The sequence below is a fragment of the Mycolicibacterium lacusdiani genome, assembly GCF_021916785.1.
GTDB classification, from domain to species: domain Bacteria; phylum Actinomycetota; class Actinomycetes; order Mycobacteriales; family Mycobacteriaceae; genus Mycobacterium; species Mycobacterium lacusdiani.
This window is the reverse complement of record NZ_JAKCFC010000015.1, coordinates 57,063-77,067: the sequence shown is the minus strand read 5'-3', so window position 1 is coordinate 77,067 and position 20,005 is coordinate 57,063. Positions and strand designations below refer to the sequence as shown.

General features: G+C 69.5%; 19 protein-coding genes. 3 read left to right on the top strand and 16 right to left on the bottom strand.

What is annotated here, in order from left to right; translation table 11 throughout:
- Window positions 1-28 precede the first annotated feature (28 nt).
- A complete protein-coding gene (locus tag LOK44_RS29130; RefSeq protein ID WP_237573557.1) occupies window positions 29-604 on the bottom strand; it encodes an SDR family NAD(P)-dependent oxidoreductase in 576 nt (191 codons plus the stop codon).
- Window positions 605-622: 18 nt separating this feature from the next.
- On the opposite strand from LOK44_RS29130, the gene LOK44_RS29125 reads away from it, so the two are divergent.
- Complete coding sequence (locus tag LOK44_RS29125; RefSeq protein ID WP_237573556.1) at window positions 623-937, top strand: LysR substrate-binding domain-containing protein; 315 nt, start codon at window positions 623-625, stop codon at window positions 935-937.
- 10 nt (window positions 938-947) lie between these two features.
- Here LOK44_RS29125 and LOK44_RS29120 read toward each other — a convergent pair whose 3' ends face one another.
- The 7 genes from LOK44_RS29120 to mqo all read right to left on the bottom strand — a co-directional run bounded on the left by LOK44_RS29120 (window position 948) and on the right by mqo (window position 9,702).
- Window positions 948-2,453 carry an MFS transporter gene (locus tag LOK44_RS29120; RefSeq protein ID WP_372481338.1) on the bottom strand — a complete coding sequence of 502 codons (1,506 nt, stop codon included), beginning with the start codon at window positions 2,451-2,453 and terminating at the stop codon, window positions 948-950.
- A 108-nt stretch (window positions 2,454-2,561) separates the two neighbouring features.
- Window positions 2,562-3,770, bottom strand: a complete 1,209-nt coding sequence (gene cobA, locus LOK44_RS29115) for a uroporphyrinogen-III C-methyltransferase (protein WP_237573588.1) — start codon at window positions 3,768-3,770, stop codon at window positions 2,562-2,564.
- A gap of 2 nt (window positions 3,771-3,772) precedes the next feature.
- Window positions 3,773-5,173, bottom strand: coding sequence for a cobyrinic acid a,c-diamide synthase CobB (locus tag LOK44_RS29110; protein WP_237573554.1), 1,401 nt, complete (start codon window positions 5,171-5,173; stop codon window positions 3,773-3,775).
- A gap of 10 nt (window positions 5,174-5,183) precedes the next feature.
- Window positions 5,184-5,798: a cob(I)yrinic acid a,c-diamide adenosyltransferase gene (gene cobO, locus LOK44_RS29105; protein WP_237573553.1), complete on the bottom strand. Its 615-nt coding sequence runs from the start codon at window positions 5,796-5,798 to the stop codon at window positions 5,184-5,186.
- A gap of 16 nt (window positions 5,799-5,814) precedes the next feature.
- Complete coding sequence (locus LOK44_RS29100; protein ID WP_237573587.1) at window positions 5,815-7,716, bottom strand: magnesium chelatase subunit D family protein; 1,902 nt, start codon at window positions 7,714-7,716, stop codon at window positions 5,815-5,817.
- A gap of 4 nt (window positions 7,717-7,720) precedes the next feature.
- Entirely contained in the window at window positions 7,721-8,182 is a 462-nt protein-coding gene (locus LOK44_RS29095; protein ID WP_237573552.1) for a GNAT family N-acetyltransferase, read from the bottom strand.
- Entirely contained in the window at window positions 8,179-9,702 is a 1,524-nt protein-coding gene (mqo, locus tag LOK44_RS29090; protein WP_308192824.1) for a malate dehydrogenase (quinone), read from the bottom strand. The genes LOK44_RS29095 and mqo overlap by 4 nt, the downstream gene beginning before the upstream one ends.
- A gap of 158 nt (window positions 9,703-9,860) precedes the next feature.
- On the opposite strand from mqo, the gene LOK44_RS29085 reads away from it, so the two are divergent.
- Window positions 9,861-10,898, top strand: a complete 1,038-nt coding sequence (locus tag LOK44_RS29085; protein WP_237573551.1) for an alpha/beta hydrolase — start codon at window positions 9,861-9,863, stop codon at window positions 10,896-10,898.
- Window positions 10,899-10,903: 5 nt separating this feature from the next.
- Window positions 10,904-12,298, top strand: a complete 1,395-nt coding sequence (mtr, locus tag LOK44_RS29080) for a mycothione reductase (RefSeq protein WP_237573550.1) — start codon at window positions 10,904-10,906, stop codon at window positions 12,296-12,298.
- On the opposite strand, the gene nicT is transcribed toward mtr, so the two are convergent.
- From nicT to LOK44_RS29040, 8 genes are all read right to left on the bottom strand, one after another.
- Entirely contained in the window at window positions 12,295-13,401 is a 1,107-nt protein-coding gene (gene nicT / locus LOK44_RS29075) for a Nickel transporter NicT (RefSeq protein ID WP_237573549.1), read from the bottom strand. The two genes, mtr and nicT, sit on opposite strands and share 4 nt — an antisense overlap.
- A 73-nt stretch (window positions 13,402-13,474) precedes the next feature.
- Window positions 13,475-14,326, bottom strand: coding sequence for a class I SAM-dependent methyltransferase (locus LOK44_RS29070; protein WP_237573548.1), 852 nt, complete (start codon window positions 14,324-14,326; stop codon window positions 13,475-13,477).
- Between the two features lie 67 nt (window positions 14,327-14,393).
- Entirely contained in the window at window positions 14,394-14,720 is a 327-nt protein-coding gene (locus LOK44_RS29065; protein WP_372481337.1) for an ArsR/SmtB family transcription factor, read from the bottom strand.
- A 32-nt stretch (window positions 14,721-14,752) separates the two neighbouring features.
- Complete coding sequence (locus tag LOK44_RS29060) at window positions 14,753-15,493, bottom strand: FadR/GntR family transcriptional regulator (protein ID WP_237573546.1); 741 nt, start codon at window positions 15,491-15,493, stop codon at window positions 14,753-14,755.
- 14 nt (window positions 15,494-15,507) lie between these two features.
- On the bottom strand, window positions 15,508-16,281 hold the full coding sequence (locus LOK44_RS29055; RefSeq protein ID WP_237573545.1) for a 3-oxoacyl-ACP reductase: 774 nt from the start codon (window positions 16,279-16,281) through the stop codon (window positions 15,508-15,510).
- A gap of 2 nt (window positions 16,282-16,283) precedes the next feature.
- Complete coding sequence (locus tag LOK44_RS29050) at window positions 16,284-17,651, bottom strand: aldehyde dehydrogenase family protein (protein WP_237573543.1); 1,368 nt, start codon at window positions 17,649-17,651, stop codon at window positions 16,284-16,286.
- Window positions 17,651-18,505 (bottom strand): gamma-glutamyl-gamma-aminobutyrate hydrolase family protein, encoded by an 855-nt coding sequence (locus LOK44_RS29045; protein ID WP_372481336.1) that lies wholly within the window; start codon window positions 18,503-18,505, stop codon window positions 17,651-17,653. Before LOK44_RS29045 ends, LOK44_RS29050 begins: the two co-directional genes overlap by 1 nt.
- Entirely contained in the window at window positions 18,471-19,820 is a 1,350-nt protein-coding gene (locus LOK44_RS29040) for a glutamine synthetase family protein (RefSeq protein ID WP_237573584.1), read from the bottom strand. Before LOK44_RS29040 ends, LOK44_RS29045 begins: the two co-directional genes overlap by 35 nt.
- Window positions 19,821-20,005 lie beyond the last annotated feature (185 nt).

The window sequence follows — 20,005 nt, the reverse complement described above, 5'->3', positions numbered from 1 at the left end:
GCAACCGTCGACGCGGTCTTACGAGTCGCTAACCGATGTCGGCGGTCGCCGCTTCGTCGCGCTGCGGCAGCAGGTCGTCGAGTCGTTCCCGCAGCGCCGCGGTGACCAGGTGCCAGGCGTCGGACCCCAGGACGAGCCGCCGCGGCGGGATCGCCGAGTCGCCCGCCCGGACGATGGCGGCGACGGTCTTCTTCTGGCTGTCCACCATCTCCTCGACGGACGTCGGCGGCCGGTCCGCGGGACCGCCGCGGTAGGGCTCGCTGAGCGGCACCCGGGTGGCGGCGTCGAAGAACCCCGTCCGGACCACACCCGGTTCGACGAGCGTCGTGCGGATGCCGAACGGTTCGACCTCCTTGGTCAGCGCCTCGTAGAACCCCTCGATCCCCCACTTGGTCACGTGGTACATCGAGAAGCCCGGGAAGGCGATGTGGGCGCCCATGCTCGACATCTGCATCAACAGGCCGCCGCCCTGGGCCCGCAGATGCGGCACCACGGCACGCGCCAGCTGCACCGAGCCGGTCAGGTTCGTGTCGATCATGCGGTGCACGTCGTCGTCGGAGAGGTCCTCGGCGACGCCGAAGACCCCGTAGCCGGCGTTGGCCACGACGACGTCGATGCGGGCGTGGGCGACAGGGGCGACCCGCAGTTCACCGCATGGCCGACGCTGCGCGAGCCGGTGATCGCGCATCGCGCACGGAGTTGGCCATCGCGACTGGGTCTCGTCGCGGCCGGGCTCGGCATCTGCGTCATCCCGGAACTCGCCGCGGCCTCGGCTCCCGAGGGCGTGACGACGGTCCGCGTGGACGACCCGGGCTGGCCAGGTCGCGTCACGCTGGCGGTCACGCTGGCGGACCCGACCGCCGAGGTGCGCGCCGCGCTCGACGCGCTGGAGTCGGCCGGTCTCGGCATCCGCACCGATCTGCGGGGACCCGACTAGCGCCGAGGAGCTACAGCTCTCCGGCGTCGATCGCGTCCTTGACTTCCTGCGCGTGCGCGACCTGCTCGGCGGTGTAGCCGATGAACAACGCGACGGCACCCACGACGACGGCGACGGCGGCGACCCACAGCAGCCCGTAGGTGTAGCCCTGGTCGAGGGCGTGCAACTGCGCGGCGTCCATGTTCTTCACCGGCCCGGTCGTGCCGCCGAGGTACAGCGTGCGCGACGTGATGACGGCCTGGATGATCGCGAGCACCACGGGGCCGCCGAGGCTCTGCAGCATCAATGCGATCGCCGATACCGGGCCGATCTCGTCGAAGCCGACGCCCGCGATGGCCGAGATCATCAGCGGCACCACGATCATGCCGATGCCGAGGCCACCGATGGTGATGGGCAGCACCAGGTTCGGGAAGTAGGGGATGTCGCCGTGCAGCGTCGAGCCGTAGAGCATCGCGGCCAGGACCAGCACGCCGCCGCCGATCACCAGCAGCCGCGGCGGGAACCGCGACGCCAGGAACGAGGACAGCCCGAGGCCGATGCCGAGTGCGATGACGAACGGGATGAAGCCGATGCCGGCGCGCAGGGCGCTGTAGCCCATGATGTCCTGCACGTAGAGGCCGATCAGCACGGTCAGCGTGAACATCACGCCGCCTGCGAGGAACACCGCGGCGAACGTCGCGACCCGGTTGCGGTCACGGAAGAGGGTGAACGGCACCACGGGGTTGACCGCGTTGCGTTCGACGAAGACGAATGCTCCGAACAACACGAGCGCAGCGGTGCAGGAGCCCAGCGTCAGAGCCGACGTCCAGCCCTTCTCCGGTCCCATCGAGAAGCCGAACACCGCAGCCGTGCAGGCCAGGGTCGCCAGGATCGCGCCAGCCGCGTCGAGCTTCATGCGCTCGCGGTTGGTCTCGCGCAGCGTCTTGCGCGCCAGGTAGATCATGACCAGGCCGATCGGCACGTTCACCAGGAACGCCCAGCGCCACGACACCTCGGTCAGCGCACCGCCGACGACCAGACCCATCACGGAACCGACACCCGTCATCGCCGCGAACACCGCGGTGGCGGTGTTGCGGGCCGGGCCCTTCGGGAATGTCGTCGCGATCAGCGCGAGACCGGTCGGCGACGCGATCGCCGCACCGACGCCCTGCAGCAGACGGGCCACGACGAGCGTCGACTCGTCCCACGCGACGCCGCAGAGGACGGAGGCGATCGTGAACAGCGCGACGCCGCCGATGAAGGTCTTCTTGCGGCCGATGGTGTCGCCGAGGCGACCACCGAGCAGCATCAGCCCGCCGAACGTCAAGACGTAGGCCGTGATGACCCAGCTGCGCCCGGCGTCGGACAGGTTGAGTTCGTCCTGGATCTTAGGAAGCGCGACGATCGCGACGGTGCTGTCCATCGTCGCCAACAGCTGCATGCCGCCGATCGCGATGACCGCGGCGAGGAAGCGACGTGACGGCAACCACGTTGGGTACCAACTGCTTCGCGTGATCTGCGCGGGCGTGATCGGCATGGGGAGCGCCCCTTCGCCGGAGTCCTCGGACTTACGGCCGGCAACGGCGCGCTCCGCGTCATTGAGAGCGGGCATGCTCGATTACCTTACAGTAATCTTAGGAATCCTTTAACCCGCGAAGGCTGCCACGGCCCCGATGACGATGATCGCGGGGGGCCTAATCCCCTCCGAACGGACCTGTTCGGCCGCGCTGGCCAGGGTCGTCCGCAGCGTCCGCTGCGCGGCGGTCGTGCCGTGCTGCACGACGACGACCGGCGTTTCCGCAGGTCGACCGCCTTCCAGCAGCACCTTCGCGAACAGCTCGATGCGCTCGACGGCCATCAGCAGGACGATCGTTCCGGACAGCGCCGCCAGCGCATTCCAATTGACTAACGATTCGGGATGGTCGGGTGCGAGATGGCCGCTGACCACCACGAATTCGTGGTTCACGTACCGGTGCGTCACCGGTACGCCTGCCATCGCGGGAACCGATATGGCGCTGGTCACACCGGGTACGACGGTCACTGGAATCCCGGCCTCGGCGCACGCGATCACCTCTTCGTAGCCGCGTGCGAACACGAACGGGTCGCCGCCCTTGAGGCGGACGACGAACTTGCCTTCTCGCGCCCGTTCCACCAGCACAGCGTTGATCGCGTCCTGGGCCATCGCCCGCCCGTACGGGATCTTCGCAGCGTCGATCACCTCGACGTGCGGCGCCAGCTCGGCGAGTAGTTCGGGCGGGGCCAGCCGGTCGGCGACGACGACGTCGGCCTGGGCCAGCAACCTGCGTCCGCGCACCGTGATCAGCTCGGGGTCGCCGGGCCCGCCGCCGACCAGCGCGACGCCGCCGCGCAGCGATTCGGACCCCGTGTCGGCGATCACGCCGCTCTGCAGCGCCTCGTTGATCGCGGTGCGGATCGCCGCGGAGCGCCGGTGCTCGCCGCCTGCCAGCACGCCGACCGACAGCCCGTCGTACTCGAAGGACGCCGGGGTCACCGCGGTGCCGTCCTGTGCCGCATCGGCGCGCACGCAGAACACGTGCCTGCTCTCGGCCTCCGCGACGATCGCGGCGTTGACGTTCGGGTCGTCGGTGGCGGCCATGGCGTACCAGGCGCCGTCGAGGTCACCGTCGCGGTAGTCGCGCAGTTCCAGGTGGATGCCCGGCCGCTGATCCTTGAGTGCTTCGACCGCGGGCGTGGCGGCTCTGGCGATCACGTGCACGTCGGCGCCGTTGGCCAGCAGCAGGGGCAACCGCCGCTGAGCGACGGTGCCGCCGCCGATCACGACGACCTTGCGGCCGGACAGCCGAAGACCGACGAGGTAGGCGTTCTCGGTCACGATCACCCGCCGAGCTTAGAGGCTGCGTCTGCTCGACTCGACTCGACCGCCGCCGCCGCGAACCGGGTGGCAGCGGCCGGGTGGGCGGCGGCGTGGGTGTGCAGGTACGCCGCATGCACGCCGTCGAGCACGGCGCCGTCGGACACCGCACGCATCGCGCTGCTGGTCGACCCCGCGCGAAAGACCCACGCCGGTGCGTAGTCTCGCGTGAACTCGACCGCGGTGCGGTGGAACTCGTGACCTACCGCACGCGAGCCTGCGGCGTGCAGCGCCGAGTCCGACGTCGCCACGGCGTCGCGGTAGCCGAGGGTGAGCCGCGGCGTGAACGTCGCGGACCCCGCGAGGACTCCGCACATCGGTGCGCCGTCGAGGTCGTCGACGAGGTAGGTGAGCCCCGCGCACTCGGCATGGATGGGCCCGCCGGAGCGGGCGAGGTTCCGGATCTGTTGCCGCACGGTCTCGTTGGCCGACAGCTCACCGGTGAACTGTTCCGGGAACCCACCGGGCAGCACGACCGCCCCAGTGCCCTCTGGCAGCGGATCGATCAGCGGGTCGAAGTCGATGACCTCAGCACCGGTGGCGCACAGCAGTTCGCGGTGCTCGGGGTAACCGAAGCTGAACGCCCGCCCGGCTGCCATCGCGATCACCGAACCCTGACCCGTGGGTTCGGCGACGGCCGGGTCCCATGCCGGGCCGGCGACATGCCCTGCGGCGGCGGCGATCACTGCGGCCAGGTCGACGTGGCGGGTCACCAGGTCGGTCATCGCAGTCACTGCACGGTCGGCCATGGCGCCGTACTCGACGGCGGTCACCAAGCCGAGATGCCGTGATGGGATGGACAATTCGTCGGCACGGGGAATGGCGCCGAGCACCTGCACGCCGGCGTGTTCGCAGGCCTGCCGCAGCACCTCCTCGTGCCGCGGCGAACCGACGCGGTTGAGGATCACGCCTGCGATCCGCAGCGAGTCGTCGAACGTCGAGAAGCCGTGCAGCAGCGCGCCGACGCTCTGGCTCTGGCCGCGAGCGTCGACCACCAGCACCACCGGGGCGCCAAGCAGACCGGCGACCTGCGCGGTGGACCCGCGGGCCACGCCGACGGCGTGCGGATCGATGCGGCCGTCGAACAGGCCCATCACGCCTTCGATCACGGCGACGTCGCAACCGTGGCTGCCGTGCAGGAAGAGCGGCCCGATCAGGTGCTCCCCCACCAGTACCGGGTCCAGGTTGCGGCCGGGCCGCCCGGTGGCCAGCGCGTGGTAGCCGGGATCGATGAAGTCGGGGCCCACCTTGAACGGCGCGACGTGGTGTCCGGCCCGCCGCAACGCACCCATCAGGCCGGTGGCGACGGTGGTCTTGCCGCTACCCGATGAGGGCGCGGCGACGACGATGGCGGGCACGCTCACGCCGACCCACTCACCATTCGATGCCGCGCTGACCCTTGCGGCCGGCATCCATCGGGTGCTTGACCTTGGTCATCTCGGTGACGAGGTCCGCGGCGTCGATCAGTGCGGCAGGCGCGTCGCGGCCCGTGATGACGACGTGCTGATGCCCCGGCCGCGACGCCAGCACGTCGATGACGTCACCGACGTCGACCCAGCCCCACTTGAGCGGGTAGGTGAACTCGTCGAGCACGTAGAAGTCGTGGCGCTGCTCGGCTATTCGCCGGGAGATCTCGGTCCATCCGTCGGCGGCCGCCGCGGCATGGTCGACGTCGTCACCCTGCTTGCGGGTCCACGACCAGCCCGAACCCATCTTGTGCCACTCGACCGCGCCGCCGACACCGTGCTCGTCGTGCAGCTCACCGAGCCGGCGGAAGGCGGCCTCCTCGCCCACCTTCCACTTCGCACTCTTGACGAATTGGAAGACCCCGATGTCGAAACCCTGGTTCCAGGCGCGCAGGGCCATGCCGAACGCTGCGGTCGACTTCCCCTTGCCCGGACCGGTGTGCACGGCGAGCAACGGCGCATTGCGGCGCGCTCTGGTCGTCAGTCCGTCTGCGGGGACGACGAGCGGTTGACCCTGTGGCATCGGACTCCTCTGCTAGCTAGGCGGCTTGGCGTTGGTCGGCACGCTGCCGGACCAGCTGGGCCAGGCCGTCTGCGCGGAGATCGGCCAGCCGTACGGCGGGCGCTCCCAGCCGGCGGGCCAGATCCTCGGCCAACCCCAGTCTGACGTACGACGTCTCGCAGTCCACGACCACGGCGGCCACCCCCTCGGCGGCCAGCATGGCGGCTGCGGTCCTGGTGCGTCCCAGCGGATCCGGACCACCCGTGGCCCGGCCGTCGGTGACGACGACGACGAGGCTGCGGCGGGCGCGGTCGCGGGCCTTCTCGCGCAGCACGACGTCACGCGCCTTGAGCAGCCCGAGGGCCAGCGGTGTCTTGCCGCCGGTATCGAACCGCGCGAGCCGACGGCTGGCGATGTGCACCGACGAGGTCGGCGGCAACGCGACGTCGGCGCGCTGCCCGCGGAACGTGATGACGGCGACCTTGTCGCGACGCTCGTAGGCGTCGCGCAGCAGCGACAGCGTGGCTCCGCCGACTGCGGCCATTCGGTCGCGGGCTGCCATGGATCCGGAGGCGTCGACGACGAAGACCACCAGGTTGCCCTCGCGGCCCTCCCGTACGGAGCGGCGGACGTCGTCGGCCGCGACGGTGACCCTGCCACCGCGTCGCTGTCGGCCTGCCGCGGTCAGCAGCGTGCCGAACAGATGTACGCCGTGCCCTGCCACCAGGTCGTCGGTCGCCGCGATCGACTTGCCGGTCGCGTTGCGGGCACGCGACCGCCTGCCGGGCGCGCCCTCGCCCACGCCGGGCACGACGAGAGCCTTGGTCCGGAACGTCGCCGACGGCGCGGCGTTGGGCTTCGACTTGGGCGGCGTCGACTTCTGCTGCGGTGCAGCGCCGTTCGGGGTATCCGCGACTTGACCGCCGCCGCCACCGGGCGGTTCTGGTTCGGGCCCGTCGGGTTCGGGGCCGTCGGACTCGGCGCCATCCGGCGGGGCGCCGTCGGACTCGTCGGCGGACTCCCCCGCCTCGGCCAGCGCCTCGTCGAGCCGATCCTGATCCAGCCCCGGATCGTCGAACGGGTCTCGCCGACGGCGATGCGGCAGCGCGAGTTCCGCGGCGACGCGGATGTCCTCCTCGCTCACGGTTTCAACTCCTCGCCACGCCGCATGCGCCACCGCGGTGCGGGCCACCACGAGGTCGGCCCGCATGCCGTCGACGTCGAAGGCAGCGCACAGCGCAGCGATTCGTCGCAACTCGGAGTCGGGCAGCACCACGCCTGCCACCGCGGCGCGCGCCGCGGCGATGCGAGCAGACAGCTCGGCGTCGGCGCCTGCGTAGCGGTCGGCAAAGCCGTGCGGATGGGCCTCGAAATCCATCCGGCGCCGGATCACCTCGACCCGCACGTCGACCTCGCGGGAAGCCCGCACGTCGACGGTCAGGCCGAACCGGTCGAGCAGCTGAGGGCGCAGCTCGCCCTCCTCGGGGTTCATCGTCCCGATGAGGATGAATCGCGCCTCGTGGCTGTGCGATACGCCGTCGCGCTCGACGTGCACCCGCCCCATCGCCGCCGCGTCGAGCAGCACGTCGACCAGGTGGTCGTGCAGCAGGTTGACCTCGTCGACGTACAGCACGCCGCCATGCGCCCTGGCCAGCAGCCCCGGGGAGAAGGCGTGTTCGCCGTCGCGCAGCACCCGCTGCAGGTCGAGCGAGCCGACGACGCGATCCTCGGTGGCGCCGATCGGCAGCTCGACCAGTCGCGCCTGCGAATCGATGGCGGTCAGGACGTTCGTCAGCGCGCGGACCGCGGTCGACTTCGCCGTGCCCTTCTCGCCGCGGATCAGCACGCCGCCGATCTCGGGCCGCACCGCGCACAGCACCAGCGCCAGCTTCAGCCGGTCCTGCCCGACCAGCGCGCTGAACGGGTAACCCGGGCTCATCGTGTCAGCCACCGTGGAAGCCGCTGCGCAACATGGGCACGTGAGGTATGCCGTCGTCGAGGAACTCGTCGCCGTCGCGCACGAAACCGTGCTTGGCGTACATCTCCTCCAGGTAGGTCTGCGCGTTGATGTGGCAGGGATAGTCGCCCACCTCGGCCAGCGCCGCCTGCATGAGCCGGCTGGTGTGGCCGTGGCCGCGCTCGGACCGCTTGGTGCACACCCGGCCGATGCGGAACACCTTCTCGCCGCCGGGATGCTCCTCCATCAGCCGCAGCGTGGAGATGACGACGCCGTCGCCGTCCTCGAGCCAGAAGTGCCGGGTCTCGGCGAGCAGATCACGCCCGTCGAGTTCCGGGTACGGCGTGGCCTGCTCGACGACGAACACCTCGACGCGGAGCTTGAGCAGTTCGTAGAGCGTCGCGGCGTCGAGGTCCTTGGCCCAGCTGCGCTTCGAAGCGACCGTCACGCTGACGCGACGGCCTGCGCGGCAGCGACTTGCGCCTTCGGCTCGTCCAGCTTCAGGATCTCGGTGCCCCTGGCCCACACTTCCTCGAACAGCTTGGGCTCGGTCGACAGCTCCACGCCCAGCGACGGCACCATCTCCTTGAGCTTCGGCTGCCACGCGGTGAACCGCTCCGGGAAGCACCGTTCCATGACGTCGAGCATGGCTGGCACCGCGGTGGACGCACCGGGCGAGGCGCCCAGCAGTCCGGCGATCGAACCGTCCTGGGCCGTGAGCACCGTGGTACCGAATTCGAGCACGCCACCGGCGCCCTTGCGACGGACCACCTGGACGCGCTGGCCGGCGATGTCGAGTTCCCAATCGGAATCCACTGCGCTTGGCGCGAATTCGCGCAGCGCGTCGACGCGATCGGCCTCGCTCAGCGCCAGCTGCCCGATCAGGTACTTCAACAGGCCCACCTCGGTCAGGCCGACGCCGAGCATGGAGGCCAGGTTGTTCGGCTTGACCGACAGCGGCAGGTCGGTGACCTTGCCCTGCTTGAGGAACTTCGGCGACCACCCGGCGAACGGCCCGAACAGCAGGTAGGAACGCCCGTTGATGACGCGGGTGTCGAGGTGGGGCACCGACATCGGCGGGGCGCCCAGCGGCGGGGCGCCGTACACCTTGGCCTGGTGCATCGCGGCGAGTTCGGGGTTGCCCGAGCGCAGCCACTGGCCGCCGACGGGGAAGCCGCCGAATCCCTTGGCCTCCTTGATGCCCGACTTCTGCAGCAGCGGCAATGCGCCACCGCCTGCGCCGACGAACACGAACTTCGCGTTGATCTTCCGCTTGTTGCCGTTGCGCCGATTGACGACCTTCACGGTCCAGGAGCCGTCGGACTCCTTGTGCAGGTCACGCACGTCGTGCCCGAACAACGTCGTCATCCCGCGCTGGGCGGTGTAGCCGATCAATTGCCGTGACAGCGAACCGAAGTCGACGTCGGTACCGTCCTGGGTCCAGTTCAGCGCGACGGGCTCGGAGAAGTTGCGCTTGGCGGCCATGAACGGCAGCCTGCGGGCGAATTCGGCCTCGTCGTCGATGTACTCCATCGTGGCGAACAGCGGGTTGGTGACCAGCGCGTCGTACCTGGCGCGCAGGTACTTCGCGTTCTCCGAGCCGTGCACGAAGCTCACGTGCGGAATCGGGTTGAGGAAGCTGCGCACGTCCGGCAGCACCCCGTTCTCCACGGCGTACGACCAGAACTGGCGCGACACCTGGAACTGCTCGTTGACGTGTACGGCCTTGCTGATGTCGACGGTTCCGTCGGAGCGCTGCGGGGTGTAGTTCAGCTCGCACAGCGCCGAGTGGCCGGTGCCCGCGTTGTTCCACGGGTCGCTGCTCTCGGCAGCGGCGCCGTCGAGTCGCTCGACGAGCGTGATCGACCAGTTGGGCTCCAGCAGGCGCAGCAGCGCCCCGAGGGTGGCACTCATGATGCCGGCGCCCACCAGGACGACATCGGTCTTCACTGTCTTGAGCTCAGTCACCTGTCAGGTCCTTCGTGGTCGCGCATCGTTTACGGCTTACCGTCCATCAGGTTATCGGGTGGTGGGTACCCGTTCGTCGCCGCAGGTACCGTTCGCCGACTACGTCACGAGGCGATCCTCACCACACCGTCGCCGCGGGCGGCCCTACAGTTGACGTCGTGACTCGGTCCGCGGCTGCGTGGGAACCCGACGTGCTTCCCGGCTACTGGCAGCAGACCATCCCGCTCGGTCCCGACCCGGACCGCGAGGGCGATCTGGTGGCCACCCTGGTCCGCCGCGGCGACGGCGGTGGCGCTACCCGTGCGGTACTCGCACTGCACGGCTACACCGACTACTTCTTCCACACCGAACTGGCCGACCGCTTCGCCGCGCGCGGCTTCGCCTTCTACGCGCTCGACCTGCACAAATGCGGGCGGTCGCGGCGTGCCGGTCAGACGCCGCACTTCACGACCGATCTCGGCGGGTACGACGAGGAGCTGGTGCGTGCGCTGGACCTCGTCGAGTCGGACACCGGCGGGGCGCAGGTGTGCGTGTACGGCCACTCGGCCGGTGGCCTGATCGCGACGCTGTGGCTCGACCGGATGCGGCGGCGCAGCGAGGCGCCCGGCGTCGTCGGCCTTATCCTGAACAGCCCGTTCTTCGACCTGCACGGGCCTCCCGTGCTGCGGGCCGCGCCCACGTCGGCGGCACTGCTGGCGCTGGCCCGGGTGCGCAAGCGTCAGGTCGTCCGCAAGCCGACGCCAGGCGGGTACGGCACGTCCCTGCACCGTGACTACGGCGGCGAGTTCGACTACGACCTGGACTGGAAGCCGGTGGGCGGATTTCCCGTCACGTTCGGCTGGCTGAACGCGGTGCGCCGCGGGCACGCACGGTTGCACCGCGGGCTCGACGTCGGCGTGCCCAACCTGATCCTGCGGTCCGACCGCAGCGTGCCCGAGGCACTCGACCCCGACGGCATCCAGCGCGGCGACGCGGTTCTCGACGTCGCCCAGATCGCCCGGTGGGCGGGGTGCGTCGGCAACCACACGACCGTGGCACCGATCGTCGACGCCAAGCACGACGTCTTCCTCTCGCTGCCGGAGCCGCGCGCTGCGGCCTACCGGGAACTCGACCTGTGGTTGGACCGGTTCCTACCGGCGCCCGAATCGGGATCCGGGCACGACTCCCCCACCAACACCCGAACCGAACGAGGCTGACGCACGTGGAGCATTACGACCTGACCATCATCGGATCCGGTTCCGGCAACAGCATTCCCGATGCCGGCTTCGATCCCCGCTACGGATCGATGCGCATCGCGCTGTGCGAGGAGGGCGTCTTCGGCGGCACGTGCCTCAACGTCGGCTGCATCCCGACCAAGATGTTCGTCTACGCCGCCGAGGTGGCCCAGATCGTCGAGCGCAGTTCGCGATACGGCATCGACGCGCACACCGACGGCGTCCGGTGGCGCGACATCGTCGACCGGGTCTTCGGCCGCATCGACCCGATCGCCGCGGGCGGCGAACAGTACAAGCGCACCCTGCCCAACATCGACGTCTACGGCAGCCACACGCGGTTCGGACCGACCCAACCGGACGGCCGCTACACGCTGCACACCGACGCGGGCGAGGAGTTCACCTCGGATCAGGTGGTGCTCGCCGCGGGTTCCCGGATCAACGTTCCGCCGGCGATCATCGACTGCGGCGTGCACTACGAGACCAGCGACACCATCATGCGGATCCCAGAACTGCCGGAGCACATGGTGATCGTCGGCGGCGGCTTCGTCGCGGCGGAGTTCGCGCACGTCTTCTCGGCTCTCGGCGTGCGGGTGACGATCGTCGTGCGCGGTGACGGCATGCTCACCCACTGCGATCCCACGATCTGCCACGGTTTCACCGACATCGCCATGCGCAAGTGGGACGTGCGCACCCACGAGAACGTCGTGGGTTCCCACCAGAACGGCGACCGCGTGGTGCTCCACCTCGACGACGACCAGGAACTCGAGGCCGACCTGCTGCTCGTCGCGACCGGACGCATCCCCAACGGCGACCGGCTCGACGCACACCTGGCCGGCGTGAAGGTCACCGAGGGCGGCATGGTGGTCGTCGACGAATACCAGCGCACCACCGCACGCGGGATCTACGCCCTCGGCGACGTGTCGTCGGCCTGGCAGCTCAAGCACGTGGCCAACCACGAGATGCGAGTGGTGCGGCAGAACCTGCTGCAGGACTGGGACGACACCTCCGCGATGGCGCAGAGCGATCACCGGTTCGTCCCCTCCGCGGTCTTCACCGACCCGCAGATCGCCATGGTCGGCCTCACCGAGATCGAGGCGCGCGAGCAGGGCTACGACGTCGTGGTGAAGACGCAGAAGTACGGCGACACCGCCTACGGCTGGGCCATGGAGGACACCGTCGGCATGGCGAAGGTGATCGGCGACCGGGCGACCGGCACCATCCTCGGCGCGCACCTCATGGGTTATCAGGCCTCGACCCTGATCCAGCCGCTGATCCAGGGCATGAGCCTCGGGCAGACAGCGGCCGAGGTGGCCAAGGGTCAGTACTGGATTCACCCCGCGCTCTCGGAGGTCGTCGAGAACGCGCTGCTGGGGATCGTCTAGGAGACCGGCGGGCTCCAGCGTTCCTCGACGCGACCGAACTTCCAGAACAGCAGCGCGATCAGCCACGACACGACGAACATCCCGACGATCATGAAGCCGACCGACTCGAGGTCCGCAGACCCGATCGCCGCCAACGGGCCGGTCTCGAGGCCGAGGCGGTCGGCGAGCAGACCGGCGAGCACGATCACGCCGATGACGAGCGCGACGAAGACCGACAGCACGGTGACCGTGAGGTTGTAGTAGACCTTGCGCACGGGCTCGAGGAAGGCCCAGCCGTAGGCGCGGGACATGAAGATGCCGTCCAGCGCGTCGAACAGGCTCATCCCGGCGGCGAAGAGGACCGGGAGCACGAGGATCGCGTACCACGGCAGTGTGAATGCGGCTGCGCCCGCCGCGAGCACCAGCAGCGCGACCTGCGTCGCGGTGTCGAAGCCCAGGCCCATCAGGAGGCCGACCGGATAGAGGTGCCACGGCTTGTTCACCCGTCGCATCACCCGGCCGAGGAGCCGTGCCAGGAAGCCGCGGTTCTCGAGGTGGCGTTCCAGTTCGGCCTCGTCGAAGTCCCCGGAGCGCATGCGCCGCAGGACCTTTGCGATGCCGACGACCGCGAACAGGTTGCTCAGGCCGACCAGGATGAGGAACGTTCCGGCGACCACCGAGCCGATCAACCCGAGCGTCTGCAGCATCGGCGAACCCTCGTCCTGCACCGGCCCGGCAAGGGCGCGGACGCCGAGCGCGAGCAGCAGGGCCAGGCCGAACACGACGCTGGAATGGCCAAGGGAGAACCAGAAACCCGCTGAGACCGACCGCTTGCCCTCGCCGACGAGTTTGCGGGTGGTGTTGTCGATCACCGCGATGTGGTCGGCGTCGAAGGCGTGCCGCACCCCCAGCAGGTAGGCCGTCACGCCCAGCCCGATCCCGAACACCCCTGCCGACCCGAGGGTGATGTGCTGCGGTGCGACGCCGAAGACCAGGACGCCCCAGCCGAAGCCGTGCAGCGCGACGACGATCGCGGAGATCGTGGCGATCGAGGTCCAGTCGGCTCGGTCGAAGCTGGCCGCGCGGACGACCGGTGCCGCCGCTGAGGAGGACTCGACACTCATCTCGGGAGCCTAAGCCGCCGTTTGGACATCTGTCCACGTGAACAGATGTCCTGATGCCGGGGCGGGCCCGCGATCAGCGCTTGGTCGCGGTCACCACCAGGTATTCGGCCTCCCACGTGCCGTCCTCGCGGTGCCAGTCGGTGAGGAACCGCAGGAAGTCGCGGTCGAGCGCGGCGACCCGCTCGGGATCCTCGGCGTTGAATCGGTACGCCGCGATGGTCGGTCCGTAGTTGCGCTTCCAGTACTCCCGGAACTCCTCGGGGTCGACGCAGTGGTCGAGCGTGACCGTCTGACGCCTCGTCGTCAGGTCCGAGACGCGATCGCCGAACAGTTCTCGCACGTGGTCTTCGTCGCCCCACGACGGCGGCGGACTCGCCCCGGGCGGCGGTGGCGGCGCATACGGCTTGATCGTGGCGAACAACTGACCGATGAACCCCAGCGGCGTCCAGTTGATCATCCCGATGGTGCCGCCCGGCCGGCACACCCGGACCAATTCGTCAGCCGTCGCCCGATGGTGCGGCGCGAACATTGCACCGACACAGGACATCACGACGTCGAACGCGTCGTCGCCGAACGGCATCGCCTCGGCATCGGCTTCCACCCACTCCAGTTCGACACCGTGGGAGGCCGCGATGCGGCGCCCCGGTTCGAACAGTTCCGGGGTCAGATCGCTCGCGGTGACCACGGCGCCGGCGGCAGCCGCCGGGATGGCCGCGTTGCCCGACCCCGCCGCGACGTCGAGCACCCGGTCACCGGATTCGACACCGCACGCCCGCACCAGTTCCGGGCCGAGGGCCGGGATGAGTTCCGCCGCGACCGCGGGGTAGTCTCCGGACGCCCACAGCGCCCGGTGCTTGGCCTTCAGCGTCCGGTCGGCGTCGTCGGCATTCGCCGTCCCAGTATTCGCATCGTTCACCGTGCTCATGAATCGACTGTTGCGCACGCCGAACAAGCGCGGCGCGTTTTCGCACTACTGGTACCGGGTCCGCCGATCAGCCGTGCCGGGCGCCGATCCAGTGCAGCAGATCGTGCACGGTCTCGTCCTCGAGCCGGTAGCTGACCGAGCGTCCCACCCTGGTGCTGGTCACCCAGCCCTGGCCGCGCAGCACCCGAAGCGCCTGGGACACGGCGTTCTCCGAGCGGCCCAGGGCGGCGGCCAGATCGCTCACGCAGATGCCGGGCGCTCGGTGCAGACCGAGCAGGATCTCCAGCCGATGGGAGTCGGACAGCAGGTCGAAACGCCGTGACCACCCCGGGGTGTCGACGTCGGCCAGCGCCGACGACGCCCGTTCGACCGAGTGATCGTCCACCACTTCAATGTAGCCCCGCGGGCCCACGTCGGTCGGTACGGCTAGTCCAGGAATCCGTGCAGCAGTGCAGCGGAGCCCCACACGTGGGCGGTCATCACCTCGGCCGCCGCCTGGGCGTCGCCGGCCAGGATCGCCATCACGATCGCCTCGTGCTGTTCGTCGGAGTGCGCGATGTTCAACGACAGCAACGGGATCTGGTCGAGCAGTTCGTTGAGCCGCATCCGGTTGTCGGCGACCAGGGGCACCAGCGACGGCGTTCCCGCGGCCTCGGCGATCGCGAGGTGCAGGCGCGAGTCGAGCCGTCGATAGTCCTCCGGCGCCGCTGCGCGCACGTCACACAGCTTGCCCCACAACGTCTCCCGGTCACCGGCAGTCAGCGTGCGACCCGCCGCCATGCGTGCCGCCCCCACCTCGAGGATCTCGCGCAGGCGCAGCGCGTCGTCGATGTCGGCGCGGCTGAACCGGATGCCGTCGGGGCTGGGTGTGGGGAGCTCCTCGGCCAGGAACGTGCCGCCGTACCGTCCCCGCCGCGACACCAGGTAGCCCGCCTCGGCGAGCGACTTGATGGCCTCGCGGACCGTGTCGCGGCTGACGCCGAGCCGGGTGGCGAGTTCGCGTTCCGGGGGCAGCGACTCCCCCGGTGCCAGCACGCCGAGCCGGATCGTCTCGAGCAGCCGCCCGACGGTGTCCTCGAAGGCGTTGCCGAGCCGCACCGGACGCAGCAGCGTCGCAGCCGCCGCCTCCGCGTCGGACCGCTCGGGCGTCGGCTGCGGCTCGGTCATGGGATCGTCGTCCCTTACAGCGGTGTCACGTAGTGGCCGCTGATGCCGCCGTCGACCAGGAAGCTCGATGCGGTGATGAACGATGCGTCGTCGCTGGCCAGGAACGCGACCGCCGCAGCCAGCTCCTCGGGTTCGGCGAACCGCCCGACCGGCACGTGCACGAGCCTGCGGGCCGCCCGCTCGGGATCCTTCGCGAACAGCTCCTGCAGTAGCGGGGTGTTGACCGGGCCGGGGCACAGTGCGTTGACCCGGATGCCCTGACGCGCGTACTGGACGCCCAGTTCCCGCGACATCGCCAGCACGCCACCCTTGGACGCGGTGTAGGAGATCTGCGACGTCGCCGACCCCATCACCGCGACGAACGACGCCGTGTTGACGATCGAGCCGCGCTGCTGGGGCACCATGTGTCGCAGCGCCGCCTTGCAGCAGAAGAAGACCGACTTGAGGTTGATGTCCTGGACCCGGTCCCACGCCTCGATGCCGGTATTCTCGATGAGATCGTCCTCCGGCGGGCTGATGCCCGCATTGTTGAAGGCGATGTCGACCGAGCCGTGGGTCTCTGCGGCGGTGTCGAACAGCGTGTCGACGGCCACCTGATCGGAGACGTCGACCTGGACGAAGGTGCCGTTGAGGTCGTCGGCGACGGTCTTTCCGGTCGCCGGGTCGATGTCACCGATCACGATGATGGCGCCCTCCGCGCGCATCCGCTTGGCGGTGGCCAGACCGATGCCGCTGGCGCCGCCGGTGATGACGGCGACCTTGCCGGCCAATCGCTTGGTCAGGTCCATGTCTAGCTTTCCTCCGATACTGCGTAGAAGACGTTCTTGGTCTCGGTGAAGTGCAGCGGCGCGTCGGGTCCCAGTTCGCGGCCCAGCCCCGACTGCTTGAAGCCGCCGAATGGGGTGTTGTAGCGCACCGACGAGTGCGAGTTCACACTCAGGTTTCCCGCCTCGACGGCGCGCGAGACCCGCATCGCACGCGACAGGTTGTCGGTCCAGATCGATCCCGACAGGCCGTAGGGGCTGTCGTTGGCCAGGTCGATGGCGTCGGCCTCGTCATCGAAGGGAAGCACTGCCACGACGGGTCCGAAGATCTCCTCGGTGACGGTGCGGTCGGTGCGCTGCGGCGTCAGCACCGTCGGCGCGAACCAGTAGCCGGGGCCCTGGGGCGCCGACCCACGGAACGCCACCGGCGCGTCGTCGGGCACGTAGGCGCGCACCGACTCCCAGTGCGGCTTGGAGACCAGCGGGCCCATCTCGGTGCCCCTGTCGGTGGGGTCGCCGACCGCGACGCCCGCGACGGCGGGCTCGAGCAACTCCATGAACCGGTCGAAGACGTTGCGCTGCACCAGGATACGGCTGCGGGCACAGCAGTCCTGACCGGCGTTGTCGAATACGCCGTACGGAGCGGTGGCCGCGGCCTTCTCTAGGTCGCAGTCGTCGAACACGATGTTGGCGCTCTTGCCGCCGAGTTCCAGGGTCACGCGCTTGACCTGGGCCGCGGCGCCTGCCATCACCCGTGTGCCGACCTCGGTCGAACCGGTGAACACGACCTTTCGGACGTCCGGATGGGTGACGAAGCGTTCGCCGACGACCGACCCGCGGCCGGGCAGCACCTGGAACAGATCGGGATCGAGGCCCGCCTCCACCGCGAGTTCGCCGAGCCGGATCGTGGTCAGCGGAGTCCACTCGGCCGGTTTGATCACCACGGCGTTGCCCGCCGCGAGCGCGGGCGCGAAGCCCCAGGAGGCGATGGTCATCGGGAAGTTCCACGGGGTGATGACCCCGACCACGCCGAGCGGTTCGTGGAACGTCACGTCGAGGCCGCCGGCGACGGGAATCTGCTTGCCCGCCATGCGTTCCGGGCTCGCGGAGTAGAACTGGAGGACGTCGCGGACGTGACCGGCCTCCCACTCGGCGTTGCCGATCGGGTGCCCCGAGTTGGCCACCTCGAGGGCGGCCAGCTCGTCGACGTGGGCGTCGACGACGGCCGCGAAGGCCCGTAGACCGGCCGCACGCTCGGCGGGAGCCGCCTTGGCCCACCGCTTCTGGGCGACCTTGGCGCGCGCCACGGCGTCGTCGACGGCGTCGACGTCGAGCTGCTCGACGCTGCGCAACACCTCCTCGGTCGCCGGATTGATCAGCGTGCTGCTCGTCATCAGACCCTTTCTCCTGTGTGTACCGGTTCGTGTCGGGAAGCGTTCGGCGAGTAGTGCGCGGCCGCCGCGACCACGGCGGCGAACAGCCGCAGGTCGTCGAGGCGTTCCTCGGGATGCCACTGCACGGCGAGGACCCAGCTGTCGGGGTGCGCCCGCGGATCCACCTCGACGGCCTCGATGACGCCGTCGTCTGCGTCGCGCGCGGCAACGATCAGGCCGTCACCCAGGCGGTCGATGGCCTGGTGGTGGTAGCACTGCGCGTCGGAGGACTCGCCGATCAGGCTCGCCAGCCGCGTGCCGGGCACGGTGCGGACGGCGGTCGTCGTGAAGACGGCGTTGCCCACCTGGTGTCTGCCGTGGCCGAGCACGTCGGGCAGGTGCTGGTGCAGCGTGCCGCCGAGGGCGACGTTCAAGACCTGCGCGCCGCGGCAGATTCCGAGCACCGGCAGCCGCCGTGCCAACGCGGCGCGCAGCAGCGCGAACTCCCACGCGTCGCGGTCGTCGGCGGGTTGGTCGGTACTCGGGTGCGGCTGCTGGCCGTAGCTCGCAGGCGACACGTCGCGGCCGCCCGTCACGATCAGCCCGTCTAGCCCGTCGAGCACCCGGTCGACGATGCCGGCATCCACCGGCTGCGGCGGCAACAGTGTCGCGATGCCACCCGCCTGCGTGACGCCCTCGACGTAGATGGCGGGCAGGAAGCTCGCCCGCACGTCCCACACACCGGTCTGAGCCTGCTGCAGATAGGTGGTCAGCCCGAGGACCGGCGGGCAGGAGCGAAGCGACCCGGGAGATGTAACGGGCCTCGACTTAGAACCAGCATCAGAGCCGTTCGAACCCACGGCGCCTCTCCCAATCGGTGACGGCGGCGTTGTACGCCTTCAGTTCGACGCGCGCGTAGTTCAGGTAGTGGTCCACCACGGCGTCACCGAAGGCCGCGCGGGCGATGGTCGAGCCGTCGAGCAGGTCGGCGGCCTCGGCCAGCGTCGTCGGAAGCCGTTCGGCGCCCGAGGTGTACGCGTTGCCGACCGTCATCTCGGGCAGTTCCAGACCCTCGTCGATGCCGTGCAGACCACCGGCGATCAGCGCGGCGACGGCGAGGTACTGGTTGACGTCGCCACCGGGCGCGCGACATTCCATGCGCATGCCCGGTCCGTGACCGACGACGCGCAGCGAGCAGGTGCGGTTGTCCATGCCCCACGCGACGGCGGTGGGCGCGAAGCTACCGTCGGCGAAGCGCTTGTAGGAGTTGATGTTCGGCGCGTAGAAGAGGCTGAACTCGCGCAGCGTGGCGAGCTGGCCCGCGATGAAGCTGCGGAACATCTTCGACATGCCGAGTTCGTCGTTCTCGTCGGCGAACACGGCGGTGCCATCCTCCCCGCGGAACGAGATGTGGACGTGACAGCTGTTGCCCTCGCGCTCGTCGAACTTCGCCATGAACGTCAGGCTCTTGCCGTGCTGGTCGGCGATCTCCTTGGCACCATTCTTGTAGATGGTGTGGTTGTCGCAGGTGACCAGCGCCTCGTCGTAGCGGAAGCCGATCTCCTGCTGCCCCAGGTTGCATTCGCCCTTGACGCCCTCGCAGTACATGCCTGCGCCCTCCATGCCGAGGCGGATGTCGCGCAGCAGCGGCTCCATCCGCGTCGACGCCAGCATCGCGTAGTCGATGTTGTAGTCGGTGGCGGCCGTGAGATTGCGGTAGTCGGCCTTCCAGGCGTCGCGGTAGGAGTCGTCGAACACCATGAACTCGAGTTCGGTTGCGGCGACCGCGCCCATGCCGCGTTCGGTCAACCGGTCCAGCTGCGTGCGCAGGATGGTGCGGGGTGCCTGGTCGACGGGCTTGCCGTCGGTCCACGACAGGTCGGCCATGACCAGCGCCGTGCCGGGCAGCCATGGCAGCAGCCGCAGCGTCGAGAAGTCCGGCGTCATCACCATGTCGCCGTAACCGGTCTCCCAGCTCGAGATCGCGTAGCCGTCGACGGTGTTGTTCTCGACGTCGACCGCGAGCAGGTAGTTGCAGCACTCGGCGCCGTGGGCCGCGACGTCGTCGACGAACAGGCGCGACGAGATGCGTTTGCCGATCAACCGGCCCTGCATGTCGGTGAACCCCACGACCACGGTGTCCAGCTCACCAGCGGCGACGAGGCGTTCCAATTCGGTTTGCGACAACATGCCGGGCGTATTGCTGCTCTTGGGCGTCACTGGCTCTCCCCTGTCGGACATGTCGGAAAGTCGACCATTGAATGCGTGGGCACCCGAGTCGACCAGTACAGATTTACACGACTGACATGCCCAAAGGTAGGACAGCAGACCAATACGGTCCTATTCTCCCTAGGCAGTGCGCGGCGTCAAGTCCG

Coding starts and splice junctions, on each gene's coding strand:
- LOK44_RS29050 (WP_237573543.1), bottom strand. CDS start 17,651: ATGACGAGCAGCACGCTGATCAATCCGGCGACCGAGGAGGTGTTGCGC.
- LOK44_RS29060 (WP_237573546.1), bottom strand. CDS start 15,493: ATGACCGAGCCGCAGCCGACGCCCGAGCGGTCCGACGCGGAGGCGGCG.
- LOK44_RS29120 (WP_372481338.1), bottom strand. CDS start 2,453: ATGCCGATCACGCCCGCGCAGATCACGCGAAGCAGTTGGTACCCAACG.
- nicT (WP_237573549.1), bottom strand. CDS start 13,401: ATGAGTGTCGAGTCCTCCTCAGCGGCGGCACCGGTCGTCCGCGCGGCC.
- LOK44_RS29040 (WP_237573584.1), bottom strand. CDS start 19,820: ATGTTGTCGCAAACCGAATTGGAACGCCTCGTCGCCGCTGGTGAGCTG.
- LOK44_RS29100 (WP_237573587.1), bottom strand. CDS start 7,716: ATGAGCCCGGGTTACCCGTTCAGCGCGCTGGTCGGGCAGGACCGGCTG.
- cobO (WP_237573553.1), bottom strand. CDS start 5,798: ATGCCACAGGGTCAACCGCTCGTCGTCCCCGCAGACGGACTGACGACC.
- LOK44_RS29070 (WP_237573548.1), bottom strand. CDS start 14,326: ATGAGCACGGTGAACGATGCGAATACTGGGACGGCGAATGCCGACGAC.
- LOK44_RS29055 (WP_237573545.1), bottom strand. CDS start 16,281: ATGGACCTGACCAAGCGATTGGCCGGCAAGGTCGCCGTCATCACCGGC.